General features: G+C 32.1%; 14 protein-coding genes. 5 read left to right on the top strand and 9 right to left on the bottom strand.

What is annotated here, in order from left to right; all coding sequences use genetic code 11:
• Positions 1-18: 18 nt before the first annotated feature.
• Positions 19-645 (bottom strand): signal peptidase II, encoded by a 627-nt coding sequence (gene lspA, locus GCL60_RS01405; RefSeq protein ID WP_153418071.1) that lies wholly within the window; start codon positions 643-645, stop codon positions 19-21.
• 151 nt (positions 646-796) lie between these two features.
• Between lspA and GCL60_RS01400 the strand changes: the two genes are divergently transcribed.
• Together GCL60_RS01400 and GCL60_RS01395 are read left to right on the top strand one after the other, a co-directional pair.
• Positions 797-2872 carry a hypothetical protein gene (locus GCL60_RS01400; protein WP_153418070.1) on the top strand — a complete coding sequence of 692 codons (2076 nt, stop codon included), beginning with the start codon at positions 797-799 and terminating at the stop codon, positions 2870-2872.
• Between the two features lie 29 nt (positions 2873-2901).
• Positions 2902-3606 (top strand): Crp/Fnr family transcriptional regulator, encoded by a 705-nt coding sequence (locus GCL60_RS01395; RefSeq protein ID WP_161998031.1) that lies wholly within the window; start codon positions 2902-2904, stop codon positions 3604-3606.
• On the opposite strand, the gene GCL60_RS01390 is transcribed toward GCL60_RS01395, so the two are convergent.
• The 8 genes from GCL60_RS01390 to GCL60_RS01355 all read right to left on the bottom strand — a co-directional run bounded on the left by GCL60_RS01390 (position 3603) and on the right by GCL60_RS01355 (position 10889).
• Positions 3603-4064, bottom strand: coding sequence for a sugar dehydrogenase complex small subunit (locus tag GCL60_RS01390; RefSeq protein ID WP_153418068.1), 462 nt, complete (start codon positions 4062-4064; stop codon positions 3603-3605). The two genes, GCL60_RS01395 and GCL60_RS01390, sit on opposite strands and share 4 nt — an antisense overlap.
• Before the next feature lie 334 nt (positions 4065-4398).
• Positions 4399-5037 carry a hypothetical protein gene (locus tag GCL60_RS01385; RefSeq protein WP_153418067.1) on the bottom strand — a complete coding sequence of 213 codons (639 nt, stop codon included), beginning with the start codon at positions 5035-5037 and terminating at the stop codon, positions 4399-4401.
• 135 nt (positions 5038-5172) lie between these two features.
• Positions 5173-6201 (bottom strand): chemotaxis-specific protein-glutamate methyltransferase CheB, encoded by a 1029-nt coding sequence (gene cheB, locus GCL60_RS01380; protein ID WP_153418066.1) that lies wholly within the window; start codon positions 6199-6201, stop codon positions 5173-5175.
• Between the two features lie 17 nt (positions 6202-6218).
• On the bottom strand, positions 6219-7301 hold the full coding sequence (locus tag GCL60_RS01375) for a chemotaxis protein (protein WP_153418065.1): 1083 nt from the start codon (positions 7299-7301) through the stop codon (positions 6219-6221).
• Positions 7302-7334: 33 nt separating this feature from the next.
• Positions 7335-9566, bottom strand: coding sequence for a chemotaxis protein CheA (locus GCL60_RS01370; RefSeq protein ID WP_153418064.1), 2232 nt, complete (start codon positions 9564-9566; stop codon positions 7335-7337).
• A gap of 44 nt (positions 9567-9610) precedes the next feature.
• The gene (locus tag GCL60_RS01365; RefSeq protein ID WP_153418063.1) at positions 9611-9919 is read right to left on the bottom strand and encodes an STAS domain-containing protein; all 309 of its coding nucleotides are present in this window, start codon (positions 9917-9919) and stop codon (positions 9611-9613) included.
• Positions 9920-9932: 13 nt separating this feature from the next.
• Entirely contained in the window at positions 9933-10502 is a 570-nt protein-coding gene (locus tag GCL60_RS01360; protein WP_153418062.1) for a chemotaxis protein CheW, read from the bottom strand.
• An 18-nt stretch (positions 10503-10520) separates the two neighbouring features.
• The gene (locus GCL60_RS01355) at positions 10521-10889 is read right to left on the bottom strand and encodes a response regulator (protein ID WP_153418061.1); all 369 of its coding nucleotides are present in this window, start codon (positions 10887-10889) and stop codon (positions 10521-10523) included.
• 149 nt (positions 10890-11038) lie between these two features.
• Here GCL60_RS01355 and GCL60_RS01350 point away from each other — a divergent pair, with 149 nt between their 5' ends.
• From GCL60_RS01350 to GCL60_RS01340, 3 genes are all read left to right on the top strand, one after another.
• Positions 11039-11383: a YhbY family RNA-binding protein gene (locus tag GCL60_RS01350; RefSeq protein WP_153418060.1), complete on the top strand. Its 345-nt coding sequence runs from the start codon at positions 11039-11041 to the stop codon at positions 11381-11383.
• A 10-nt stretch (positions 11384-11393) separates the two neighbouring features.
• Positions 11394-11990, top strand: a complete 597-nt coding sequence (gene folE, locus GCL60_RS01345) for a GTP cyclohydrolase I FolE (protein ID WP_153418059.1) — start codon at positions 11394-11396, stop codon at positions 11988-11990.
• Positions 11991-12075: 85 nt separating this feature from the next.
• On the top strand, positions 12076-13707 hold the full coding sequence (locus GCL60_RS01340; protein ID WP_153418058.1) for a peptide ABC transporter substrate-binding protein: 1632 nt from the start codon (positions 12076-12078) through the stop codon (positions 13705-13707).
• Position 13708: the final 1 nt, after the last annotated feature.

Here is a 13708-nt window from a genome sequence, read left to right as displayed (position 1 = left end):
TACCGAAATCTGAATTTGTCAACCTTTTGCCAATTTCTTTGCTTTTCGATTTCGAATTTCATCAATAATAGCATCTAAAATCAATATGATAACACCCCCCGTAACAGCGCAGTCTGCTACGTTAAAAACAGGATAATCATAATTCCAACCTAAGAAATCCCATTTAAAATGAATCCAATCTATGACATAATGCAACCATACTCTATCAATAAAATTTCCGGCAGCACCAGAAAAAATAAATGCAATACCTAATCGAGACATTGTTTGCTTTGCATTTGTTTTAAAAAAAATAATTAAAATAATAAGCATGGCAATACTAGTTAAAACATAAAAAAAGTATGGCCTTATGTTTTCGGGTAAATTACCTAAAAAACCCCAAGCTGCTCCTGTATTACGAACATAGGTGGTATCAAAACTCAACCAATTTTGAGAAGAACCTATTGTAAAAATATGATCCGAAATTTGTGAGTAATTCCTTATATCAGTTAAAGAAGAATTCACCATATATAATTTTTCAGACCAAAGTTTTGTAGATTGATCTAAAATTACAAATCCTAAAAACAGGAAAAAGAAACCATGTAAAGAATATTTATGTTGCTTAGGCTTATTTACTTTTGAAGTAACGTTAGAAGAGATGTTTTGCATTTATGACCCTTTAAATAGAAACCAAACACGCATACAATTAAAGCATATCCGCATTCTTAGCAAGTGCCGATTGAGGATCTCCATCGGAGCTGATATGTAAAACAGACTTCGCTTCTCTTTTTACAGCGGCACAAACAATAGCAGGTAATTTATGAATGAGTTTCTCTCTACTGAAATATTACAAAAAATGATGAAACAAAAGCAAAGTCTAATTGCTTTAAATCCTAAACTCCATAATTTTTTTACTGACATTTTTTTTACATCATCCGGACTAAAAACAAAAATTCCATTTTTACCCATTCGTTGTTTTCGTGATTTTAATTTACATACACAAGCTGCTTCGGATAAAGATACCATTTTTTATTCCAGTGGTAGTACAAACACAATACAGGCTAAGCATATTTTTACAGAAGAGAGATTAAATTTATATTCAAAAAATTCTTGTATTGGTTTTGAGCGTTTTTTAGATCTGCATGATTTAAAAAGAGATATACCTATTATCAGCCTTATTCCACCAACAGATATTTGGACTAAAAGTTCTATTGCAGCTATGATTGGGATGTTTAAAAACAATGGTTTTAATTTAGAATACTGTGATGTTGAATCAAATCCACAAAACATAGAAAAATTATTACTTAATCCAAAATACTGTGAAAATATAATAATATTTGGAACAACATTTCACCATTTAATCGTGGCTGAATATGTCCAAAAAAACAAATTAACACAAATATTTAAAGGCCAAAAACTAAATATAATTGATACAGGTGGCACAAAGGGAAGAACACAAAGTTTTAATCTTCAAGAAACAATTCAAATTGTTAAAGAGTCCTATAGCAATCCTTCTGATTTTTCGTTTTTATCTGAATATGGAATGTGCGAATTAAGCTCACAAGCATGGTCATTGAAAAAAATACATGATGGTTCATTTCAGTGCAATCAAACTTTAACTCCTATTGTAGTTAACTTAAATGAAAATAAAGTGCTAGGAGAAGGTGAGTATGGGTTTTTAGCTTTTTTTGACTTCATAAATATGGAATCATGGCCTTCTATTATTACCGAAGATATTGCTTGTATTATAGATCAAAAAGAAGGCATTTTTCATTTAAGAGGACGATCTCCTGATGCTACTTTAAAAGGCTGCAGTTTAAATGTGAAAGATAGTTTTTTCTTTTTAGACATAAAAAAAGAAAATGAAAATACAGATGTTAAAACTAATCAAATAACTTCCCAAAAACAATTTAAATCACAAGAAGATATTCACAAATTCATTCAAACTTTGAATCCATCTTTTTGGACTTCATTTTGCTGGTCAGATTTAGCGGAATCTTTAATATGCTGGAATGAAATTCAAGTTAAAAATTCTACAAAATTAGCAGAAAAAAATATACTTATCATTTCATCCGCAAATATACCAATTGCATGGCTTTATCCAACAAAAGTTGCTTCCTTAATGGGAGCAAAATCCGTACATATAAAATTACCAAGTTTAAGAAATGAAGACCCATTTGCAAATAAAATTCGATCAAAAATTGAAGACCTTGTTGAAAAATTAAAACCCTATTTTTTCCCAACCGAAATTGTTATTGAAAAATCTCGTTCTCTTTCTAAAGATTATCATAATTTTGATTCTGTGATTGTTTTTGGTACTGATACAACAATACAAACGTTTAAAAAACTTTTAAGCGGAAAAAATACGCATTTAATTCCTCAAGGTGATATTAAAAACAGCTTAATAATTAACTTACATTATTCCACAGAAGAAGTAGCAAAACTTTGTAGTTTATGGCATGGAAGAGGATGTTTAACTCCGATTTGTTTATTTATGTCAGGTCGTGATGAAAACAATACATTAAATTGGATTCAGGAGTTTCAACTTATTTTAGAAAATAACTTTATGGAGAGATATAAAGAAGAAGGTATTATTTCAAAATTTATTCATGACACTCAATTATTATATACAAAAGCTATTATAAAAAATTTAGGTCTTGAAATGGAGAAAACAATTTTTTCTGGTAAGTTAACACATGTTTTTAATCTAACAAAACTTACAAAAGATGAAATTTTACATAGTAGATTAGACTTTTCATTTGGAGGAAGTGGATTTGTTTTTGTTTTAGATGAGTCTGTAAAACCTTTTTTTCCACAACTTTCATCAGAGAAAATTATTCCAACTCTGCTAGATAAACATGACGGAAAAACTTGGGAAGAATGGCTTGATTATTAAAAATATGGTTTTAAATGAAGGATCTTTTTGTGAAAAAAAATGAAACAATGAATTCTGCTAAAAAATTTATGACACTTTTCCCTTCATTAAACCAAGAAGAATTAGAGATACTAATTCAAAGTTCAACAGAGTTAAGGGTAAAAAAAGAACAAAATATATTTATAGCAGGCGAAAAAGCATATTCCATTTATTTTATAACTTCTGGTTGCGTTAAATTTACAAAAGAATGCGACAGAAATAGATCTATTATAAGCGGCTTGGCTAAAGAAGGTGATTGTTTTGGTATTTATGAAATGTTTGCAAAATATCCTTATTATGAAAGAACATGTACTGCCATAACAAATTGTGAGTTTATGTCAGTTCCCAATGTGGCTATTTCAGGAATAGGGGAAAAAAATTGTTCTATTTATTTAGATTTTTTAAGAAGGATTTGTCGTCACTCTTCGATGTTATATAATCGAATTGAAGGTGTTAGATACAAAACAGCTAAACAACGACTTGCTGCTTGTTTTTTAGAAATCCACCCCTATTTTATGAATAGAGATAATGTGAAAAGAGCCTATTTAAACCGCAGTGATTTTGCAGATCTTTCCGATATGACCCCAGAAACGGTAAGCAGGGTTTTTTCTGAGTTAAAAAAAATGGGTGCCATTGAGGGGAATATTTCTGATTTTAATATTGTAGATTTAAATTTGTTAAAAGAAATTGCCGAAGAAAAGTCATACGAAAACTAAGATAGCTTCGGTTTTTTAGACCAATATCCAAACTTGCCTCCACAAAAACCTTGTGGCTTCATTCCTTTTAACTTTGTCCACGTATGCGAACCTGTATAAGTAACTAAACGACTTATACCGTTTACTTTGACAATTCCTGTAAACCAACTAATTAAAATTTCTTTTGACAATTTTTTTAAATCTCTTCTTGATTCAGGTATTTGATTGTGATTATAAGAATACAGTTCAATAATTTTTCTTTTATTTTGCTTATTGGCTATAATTAAATGTTCTAAATACTTTTTTCCGAGTTCTAAATCTAATTCATTCTCACCTGTTAAACTTTCTGAGATTTTCATAAATTTTTTAAGAATATCATTATCACTTTCTACATAAGAATTGATCGTGATTCCCATTGATGTTGTTCCAAAACCTTTGACTAAATTTGATATAAATTTTCTTTTTTTTATATTTTTCATAATTTACACCTTAAAATAGCTATTTATAAAAATCAAGAATATCTAAATTTATTTAAATAAAAAAATAACACATTGGAACAAATTAACTTAAATTAACATTTAATACCAAACAATAGGGTAACTAATTACCATTCATAAACTGTATGGCTCTATTTTTGATATATCAGATATTTATCAATTTGCAAAAATTTTGGAGTCCATTTTTTTTATAAAATTAAATTTATTTCATTTTAATATATTTCAAATTATTTAAAATAAAATAATTTTTAAAATTTTTAATTTTATTATTTTAAATTTCTTTATTTACTAATATAAATTGCTTACCAAAAAATTTTTATCTTAAAAAATAAGTGAAAGAAACATTAAAATTATAAATATAGTATCCTCCCTGACCGCCTTTCACTGTTAAACTATAAAAAGAAGTATCATTATATTTCATATACCCATAAGCAATATAAGAATCTAACCCTATACCAAAATCGGAAAATATTTTGTAAATTAACTTTAAATCTATGCCTGTATTTAAATTATAATCGACAGATGCTTCTTTAATGATATCTGTATTATTTAAATATATTTTATTTTCAAAAATAGTATGTGGTGAATAATAAAATGAAGGCAATAGAAAAAACCTTAATTCAGGAAGTATTTTATATCTTAATCCAGTAATTATTCCAACTTCAAATGAATTTATTGTTGTTGCATAACCATAGTATTTTTCTTGCGTTAAATAATCTACTCTTTCTATCCGTATACCTCCACCAAGAACAATGTCTAGATTATCAGGCTGGCTATGATAAATGGGACTAAGCAAAGATAATTTTACATTTCCACCTGTAAAATTATCTCCTGCAAAATTTACCATTGAAAATCCTGAATCTATAATAAAATCTGATGATTTTGAAGCAAATAATTTTTGATTTAATGATATAAGAAAAATAATTAATATTATAAAAATTATTTCTTTCTTCATTTAAATCTGAAACTCCTGTAGATTCATTTTTATTTATTAAAATTTTAACATTGATTTTTTTTTGAAAAAAATAAAAGCTTCAAATTTTTATTTTGAAGCTTTGTTAAAGATAATTTTTAAATTCATAATCATAATTTATATCGTTTTTCCAGTTACAATTTTAGTTATAGCCGCTGCCATGTCTTGTAAATCAAATTCAAAATTTGCTGTTCTTGCTTCGATAGCAGCTTTTGGCATACCGTATACTACGCAAGAACTTTTACTCTCTGCTAAAATCATACCGCCACGAGAACGAACGGTTTTTCCACCATCTGCACCGTCTCTACCCATTCCTGTTAAAATGACACCTAATAATTCTTTACCCATAACTTCAGCAGCAGATTGAAAAAGAACGTCCGCTGAAGGTTTATGTAATATATTACGAGGTTCTTCACTTAAACCGCAATAAAGTCTGCTACCCATTTTTTTAAATAAAACATGCAAATCACCAGGTGCAAAACATATTTCACCAGGCACTAAAGTATAATCTTCTTTTGCTACAGATGTTTTATGTTTTGTTTGTTGTGCAATTCTTTCTGCTAACGAAGCAACAAAGGCTGCTGGCATATGTTGAACAACAACAATAGGAACTGGCATTACAGGCAAAGCATTAAATAATTTATGTAGAGCAGCTGGCCCTCCAGTTGATACACCAATAACGATTGCTTTGACAGTTTGGTGTGGCAAAGAAGCTATGGGAACACTTGGTTTATAATTTGATTCACCTTTACGCTTTTGAGTAACAAAAGCATAAGCGTTTGTTACTCTTTCTTTTAACATATCAGGAGTAAATGATTTTCCAATTTCTGTCTTAGGGATGTAGTCAAAAGCTCCCTTTTCAAGAGATTGTAAAGTCGCTTGAGCAGCCTGATTTGTAAGAGTTGAACACATTATTATTGCGGCATCACAAGTTTTTTGCATAAGAGGCAGTGCTTGTAAGCCACTTTTTCCTGGCATTTCTATATCTAATGTAATTACATCAGGTTTTAGTTTTGCGGCCAATTCTAGCCCTTCTTCAGCTGATTTCCCAATACCAACAACGTTAAACCCTGCATTTCCCATAATTTGAGAAAGCATTGCACAAACTGTAGGGGAATCATCAACAATAAGAACATTAATAGCCATAAAAAACTCCGTTTAAACTAAGATGCCATGTCTGTATCGTCATCCGTCTCATTTAATTCACTCGTTCTGTTTGTTTCTTTCTTATCCATTAGTTTTCTCCAGATACGATTTACTGTAGCAATTAAAGCATCTCCATTAAATTTAACAACATACTCATCTGCTAAAGATTTCACCGCATCTTGATTTGCCCGACCAGAAAGAGAGGTATGCATAATCACGGGAAGAGAACTTAATTTTGGATCTTTTTTAATGGCTTGAGTAAATGCATGACCATCCATGCGTGGCATTTCAACATCGGAAACGACAACTTGAACAAGATCTGTAATCTCTTTGCCATCATTTTTAGCCTGATCTAGTAAAGCCTGTAATGTGAATAAACCTTCCTCACCATCTGTTGCCGTTATCACTCGATAACCATGTTGAGTTAAGAAAAGTTCAACTTGAGTTCTTGCAGTCGCACTATCATCGACTACAAGTACAGTCCGAGTTTCATCTGTATTCGTTTGAACACGATTATTTTGTTTGTCTTCTGAGAATTTATTAAGAGCGTAAGTTTCACCATTAATTTCTGCAACAATTTTTTCAAAGTCCAAAATAAGAAGCATTAAATCACGTTCATTGTCTGGACCTTTAACTAATTTATGCATTCCTGTTACGCAACCACCTTCGCGTCCAATCAATCTTGTAGGAGGTAAAATGGCCTCCCAAGAAATACGGCGGATTCTCATTGCTTGATGCACAACAAATCCAGTAACTAAACCATTAAATTCACAAATAATAATATTATCTGTGCTTCTTAGTGCATGATTTTCATAGCCTAAATATTTTGCTAAATTTACAATTGGGATAGCTTCTTCACGAAGTTCTAGCAATCCTTCAATACATTCATGGGTATTTGGCATTTTAGTAAATTGGCTGATTTTATTGATTTCACGAACCTTAGCAATATTAATACCATAAATGCCTTCATAAGCAGCGGGATGAGACATATCAGCGCCTGCAGGGAAGTCTTTCAATCTGAAATCAACAAGTTCAAACTTGTTGCTTCCGATCTGAAGCATTCTTTCTTCTTTTTTGCTCTTGGCGATATAAATAGCCATTAGACTCTCCTATCTGGCGCTAGTTTTGCGTCATTACGCCGCTGTTTTAGCATCGTCATGACAAGCCGCATAATAAAGTTCTTTCGGCTCAAGCACCAATACAACCGACCCGTTACCCATAATACAAGCCCCTGTAAATACAGGAATATTAGCCAAAAAGCCGCCTAATGGCTTGATCATGATTTGTTCTTGCCAATACAAAACATCAACAAGAATTCCAACTTTTAAACCATCTATTTGTACGATAACTACTGGATTTGTAAGTCCATCATCTTTTTCTTTTGGACCTGCATGTGAATCCGTATTTTCTTCTTCATTTTGATTTAAGCGTTTCTTTTCTTGATGAATAAAATCATCAAGAATAGAAGTTCTTAAATTAACAACTTCATTTAATCTTAATAGTGGAATTACTTCGCCACGTAAGTTAATACTTGGCTGATTATTTAAGTTAACAACATCATTTTTCTCAGCACGAACTGTTTCTGTGATTACTTCTTGAGGTAATGCATACGTTTCACCATCAACACCAATCAATAATGCTTCGATAACAGCTAAGCTTAAAGGTAAAATGATTTTAAATTCAGTTCCCTGACCTGGATTTGTATCAACAAATATAGAACCACTAGATTTCCTAATGTTGTTACGAACCACATCCATACCAACACCACGACCACTTACATCTGTGATCTCAGCTGCTGTAGAGAAACCGCTATGAAATATAAATTCGATAATATCTTTCTTGCTTAACATGTCAGCTTGTTCTTGTGTGACAATACCAAGTCCAACTGCTTTATTTTTAACTCTATCTAAATCAATACCATTACCATCATCACGCACAACAAGTTTAACGTTGTTACCCTCATAACCCGCTTTTAGTAATAAAGTACCAGTATCTGGCTTACCTCTTTCCTTACGTGTTTCTGGATTTTCAATACCATGGTCTATTGAGTTTCTAATTAAATGCATAATTGGGTCAGAAATAGCTTCACTTACTGTTTTATCTAGCTCTGTTTCTTCACCTTCAATAACTAAATTTACTTTTTTATTTAATTTTTTAGCAACGTCACGAACAAGTCTTGTGTATTTTGTAAATACACTGCCTACAGGAACCATTCTTGCATTCATTACACTTTCTTGTAACCTTGCAGAAAGTCTTGTTACATGACCTGTTCCTTCTTTGAAACCTTTTGTAATTTCATTTTCAGGCAATACTTCTTCAAGTCTATTAGCTAAGTGAACAAATAAATTCTTAACCGTAATTAGCTCACCAACTAAATTCATTAATTGATCTAGTTTTTCTTTTTTCAAACGAACAAAGTCATTGGCATCGCCACCACCATGACCTGCATCAGGTTTAGCCGCTGCTGCTGCTGGGGCTCCTTTTGCGGCAGCGGGTGCTGCTGCGGCCGCTGGTTTAGGAGCGGGTTGTGCTTTTGCTGCGGCGGGCGCTGCTGTTTTTGCTTCCATGGGCTTAGCTTCCCCTGCTTTCTCTGCTGCCGGTTTTGAAGCCGCTCCTCCCGCGACTCCGTCCATTTCAATTTTCACATTGCTAGAACCAATTGCGAATTCAAAAATATCTTGAACTGTCTTAAATTCTGCCATTGAAACAAAATTAAACGTAAACTCAAAGTAACAACGTTCTGGTTCTATTTCAGATAAAGCAGGAATTCGTGAACAGTTTGTAAAAAGCGAAAATACGCCCGAAGAAATATCTCTACAATTTAAAACGAGTGTAATAGGATCAATACCAGTTAAAAAGAATTGATCTGCACCAGTAATAGAAATATGAAATGGGCATTCACCAGGCTTAATATTTTCTTGAGTAGGAGTAGGTGCAACTTCACCAGAAGCGACTTTTTCTTGTAGTTGTTCGCCTGTAATTTCTTTAAAGTCACAAAGCTGACGAACAATATCGGAGTTATCAAAAGTAGATAAATTTTGTTTCTTTTGAGCACCATCCATCATTTCTTTTAAACGATCGAAACAACGTAATAACGCTGAAAATACTTCTTCATTTGGCTCTAATTTTCCTTCACGCATACGGTCAAGTAAGTCTTCCGCATGGTGAGTTAAATCAGCAATTTCACGTAGACCAAAAACCCCACTAGAACCTTTTAATGTATGAACTTCACGAAATAAATTTTTAATAATTTCTAAATCGCCTGGAGTTTTTTCTAAAACAAGAATGCAACTATCGATATGCTCGAATACTTCTCGCATTTCTTGAAAGAATATTTCTTGCATTTGTTCTTCATTATAACTCACAGCTTAGCACCTCATCCCTAATAAAAACCTAAAGTAACAAATCATTATGCTGCTTTAGGAAAAGTATCTGCAGGCATCCCAAACAAATCTAAAAGTGAATCAAATGTTTGAGTACTTGCTTTTAATTTTAAATTTCCTTTACCATTTTTAACTAATTGTTTAAGAGCAAGTAAAAGTTGTAAAACAGCAGCATCAATTGCTTCTACCCCTGATAAGTCTAGAAAAAAATCAGATTCCTTTGCCGCTTCTGCATTATATCCTTCTAAAATTTTATTTTTTAGTTCAGAAACTTTATAAATAGTTAGTTTTCCTGTGAACTTAAAAGTTTTATTTTCATAGGTTACAATGCTCATAAAAAACCCTTCATTAAGCAGCAGCTGCTTTTTCGTTTTGTGAACTAAACTCAGAATAAATAGCACCACAGTCAAGCCATAAAATATTTCTATGTTTATGAGGTTTTATAATTCCTTTTAAAAATTTAGATCTTTCACCAGCTACAATATCTGGTGTAGGTTGAACAGCTTCTTTTTCTACTTCGATAACTTCACTTACAGCATCAACTATAATTGCAGCTAAAACATTTTTATCATCTAGAACTATGATTCTACTTCTATCAGAAATGGGTTGATTTTCTAAACCCATTATTTTATGAAAATTTACAACTTGAAGAATATCTCCACGTAAATTTGCTACACCTTCAACAAAATGCGGCGCCTTTGAAACTCTTGTTACGAGTGGCACCTTAACAATTTCTTTTACTCTTTCAATTTCAATTACAAATTCTTCTTCGTTTAGTTTAAAACCAATTAATTTATAAGTTTCAATTTTAGGAGCAATTCTTTTACGAATACCAGAAGTATCGTGTTTTAGTTTGTACAAAGCATCTAGCTTTGCTCCACCTTTGCCACCTTTTCCGCCACCTTCATTATCAGACATAACTAAACCCTTTCAAAACTAACGAGCTAGTTTCTTTACGGCACCAACAAGTTGTTCCGGATTAAAAGGCTTCACAAGCCAACCACTTGCTCCCGCCTTTTTGGCACGTTCTACTTTATCGCCACTACTCTCTGTTGTGAGCATGATTATGGGGATAAATTTAAATTGCTCAATTTTTCGTATCGATTCGATCATCACTAGACCATCCATATTCGGCATGTTCACATCTGAAATGATCATGCTAATATCTGGTGTTGCCTGAAGCTTATTAAGTCCGTCTTGACCGTCTTCTGCCTCTACCACTTCAAAGCCTTCCTTAGACAAGGTAAAGCCCACCTGCTGGCGAATCGTACGAGAGTCATCAACGATGAGTATTTTCTTGGCCATTGCCATCCTCCCTGTTGCAGATTCATTATCGACAGATTTTTTTACTAATTAATAGTTTTTATGAATTATGTTAGTGTGCAAAAAGTATGGCATCTGAACAAAATTTGGTGCAAGGTACTTTTTTTACGTCTACGAAGGAGCATTAAAGGATGGCTATAGACAAAAAAGTCCATAAATTCACTGAAGTTTTAACAAGCGAACAAAAAGCAAAACTAAAAAGCCTCGCTCATCATTTAAAACCTGTGGTCCAAGTTGGGAACCAAGGATTATCTGAAACTGTGATCAAAGAAATTCATTTAGCACTTGAGAAACATGAACTTGTTAAAATTCAACTGCCTGGAAATACAGATGCAGATAGCAAAAAAGACAAACAAAATGAATTGAGCTCTGTACTCGCTAAAAACTCTCATGTTATAGGTCGCATAGGTAGAAGTGTCATTCTTTACTTAGAAAAAGAACCGCAGGAAGCAAAAATAAAGTTAAAAAGCCTTTAAGGAGTGATTTATGAGTCCGTTTTTTAAAAAAGCAATTGGAGCAAATAATATTAGTGCTGAAAAAGCGACGGAAGCAGTTCGTACTTTATTACTTTATATTGGTGAGAATCCAAATAGAGAAGGACTTGTAGATACTCCTGACAGATTTTGCCGTGCTTTATTAGAAATGACGGAAGGTTACTCAACAAACCCGGAAGAAATTCTTTCCACTACTTTTGAATCTGAATCCGATGAAATGGTTTTAGTTAAAAATATTGAATTTAATTCTTTATGTGAACATCATTTATTAAGTTTTGCAGGAAAAGCACATATTGCTTATATTCCGACGGATGGAAAAATTGTTGGACTTTCTAAACTTGCACGCATAGTTGATGTGTTTTCTCAAAGGCTACAAGTACAAGAAAGACTTACACAGCAAGTAGCAAATGCAATCAATAAATATCTTAGGCCACAAGGTGTTGCAGTTGTTTTTGAAGGTGTACATAGTTGTATGTGTGTCCGTGGTGTTAGAAAACAAAATTCCACTATGATAACAAGCGCTATGCATGGACAATTTCGCGACTCTCTCGCTTCAAGAAATGAATTTATGTCTCTTATTTCTAAATAATCTCCGTTTCCTTGACAATGAAACCCACCCTCGTTAGAAATTAATTTGTAAAATTAATTCATGATGTTAAGTGGGAGAGTTGTGTATGAAGAGAAAATTATTTCAAATAGCTTCCTTTGTTCTCGCATCAAGTACTTTTGTTACCTTAGCCAATGCTGCTATAGTACCTAAAGGAACAAAATTAGCAAAAAACCAAATATTAAATAAAGATAATTCAAGCGAACCTTCATCATTAGACCCATCTCACTGTCGCGATAATATTGGCGCAAACATTATTATGGACTTATTTGAAGGACTAGTTAGCGATGATCCTGTTGGTAAAATTATTCCTGCAACAGCAAGTCACTGGGATATTAGCAAAGATGGATTAAAATATACTTTTCATCTTAGAAAAGATGCAAAATGGTCTGATGGTAAAGCCGTTGTTGCAAATGATTTTGTTTATAGCTTTAAAAGATTTGTAGATCCCAAAACAGCTTCTGAAATGGCTTATCTTGCCGAAATGATTAAAAATGCAAAAAGAATAAATGAAGGCAAGCTAAATACAGATTTATTAGGTGTTAAAGCTGTTGATCCTCATACTTTTGAAATAACTTTAGAAGAACCGACTCCTTATTTTTTAAGTGTTGTTTCAGGAATAAATTTTGTTCCTTTAAGGAAAGATATTATTGAAAAATTTCAAATGGCTTGGACTCAACCTGGAAACTTAGTTGGAAATGGCGCTTATAAGCTAACATCATGGAAAATTGGAGACAAATCAACTCTTGAAATAAATCCAAATTATTGGGATGCTAAAAATACAGTTATTAAAAAAGTAAATTATGTTGTTGCCCAAGATAAAACAGCTTCATATAGAATGTATGAATCAGGACAATTAGATTGGACTTATGGAATTCCTCCAGGGCAATATCAAAGTTTATCTAAAAAATACCCTAAAGAATTAAGAAGCGCACCTGATTTATCATCAAGTTATTTATCTTTTAATAACACAAAACCTCCATTTAATAATAAAAAACTAAGGGAGGCATTATCTATCGTTATTAACAGAGAAAATTTCACTAAATTTGTTACTGGTAGAAATGAAAAACCTCTTTATGATATTGTTCCATTTGGCGTAGATAATTACACACCTTATGTCCCTAACTGGTCCTTATTATCTGAAAAAGAATTAATTGCAAAAGCAGAAAAACTATATAAAGAAGCTGGTTACTCTAGAGATAACCCTGCAGTTATTAAATTTTCCCATGCAACTAACGAAACAGATAGAAAATATGCCACAGCACTTGCCTCTATTTGGGAAAAAGCTTTGGGAGTAAAAACCGAAATTATTAGTGAAGAATGGAAAGTACATTTAAGTTATCTTACTGAAAAAAAATATGAAGTTACAATGCAATTATGGAAAGCAGATTACAATGATGCTCAAAATTTCATAGCTTTATTACAATCAGGCAATATGCAAAATATTTCTGGATATTCCAATAAAAAATATGATGAACTTCTTTATAAATCTAGTAAAGAATTAAACCCTTCAAAAAGAAAGGCTATTTTACTTGATGCGTCTAAAATAGCTATGGATGATTACTCTGTAGCACCATTATATTCTAATAAAACATACAGATTAATAAAAAGTTATGTTCAAGGTGTTACATTTTCTAGTCCACTAGACAATTATAGAACCAAAGATCTTTATATTGTATCTCACGATGGAAATAGTTAAT

This window comes from Silvanigrella paludirubra, from assembly GCF_009208775.1.
GTDB lineage: Bacteria > Bdellovibrionota_B > Oligoflexia > Silvanigrellales > Silvanigrellaceae > Silvanigrella > Silvanigrella paludirubra.
Note: the sequence above shows the minus strand (reverse complement) of the source record. Positions and strands in the feature narration are given on the sequence as shown.

Coding starts and splice junctions, on each gene's coding strand:
- lspA (WP_153418071.1), bottom strand. CDS start 645: ATGCAAAACATCTCTTCTAACGTTACTTCAAAAGTAAATAAGCCTAAG.
- GCL60_RS01400 (WP_153418070.1), top strand. CDS start 797: ATGAATGAGTTTCTCTCTACTGAAATATTACAAAAAATGATGAAACAA.
- GCL60_RS01390 (WP_153418068.1), bottom strand. CDS start 4,064: ATGAAAAATATAAAAAAAAGAAAATTTATATCAAATTTAGTCAAAGGT.
- GCL60_RS01385 (WP_153418067.1), bottom strand. CDS start 5,037: ATGAAGAAAGAAATAATTTTTATAATATTAATTATTTTTCTTATATCA.
- cheB (WP_153418066.1), bottom strand. CDS start 6,201: ATGGCTATTAATGTTCTTATTGTTGATGATTCCCCTACAGTTTGTGCA.
- GCL60_RS01375 (WP_153418065.1), bottom strand. CDS start 7,301: ATGGCTATTTATATCGCCAAGAGCAAAAAAGAAGAAAGAATGCTTCAG.
- GCL60_RS01365 (WP_153418063.1), bottom strand. CDS start 9,919: ATGAGCATTGTAACCTATGAAAATAAAACTTTTAAGTTCACAGGAAAA.
- GCL60_RS01360 (WP_153418062.1), bottom strand. CDS start 10,502: ATGTCTGATAATGAAGGTGGCGGAAAAGGTGGCAAAGGTGGAGCAAAG.
- GCL60_RS01355 (WP_153418061.1), bottom strand. CDS start 10,889: ATGGCCAAGAAAATACTCATCGTTGATGACTCTCGTACGATTCGCCAG.
- GCL60_RS01350 (WP_153418060.1), top strand. CDS start 11,039: ATGGCTATAGACAAAAAAGTCCATAAATTCACTGAAGTTTTAACAAGC.
- folE (WP_153418059.1), top strand. CDS start 11,394: ATGAGTCCGTTTTTTAAAAAAGCAATTGGAGCAAATAATATTAGTGCT.
- GCL60_RS01340 (WP_153418058.1), top strand. CDS start 12,076: ATGAAGAGAAAATTATTTCAAATAGCTTCCTTTGTTCTCGCATCAAGT.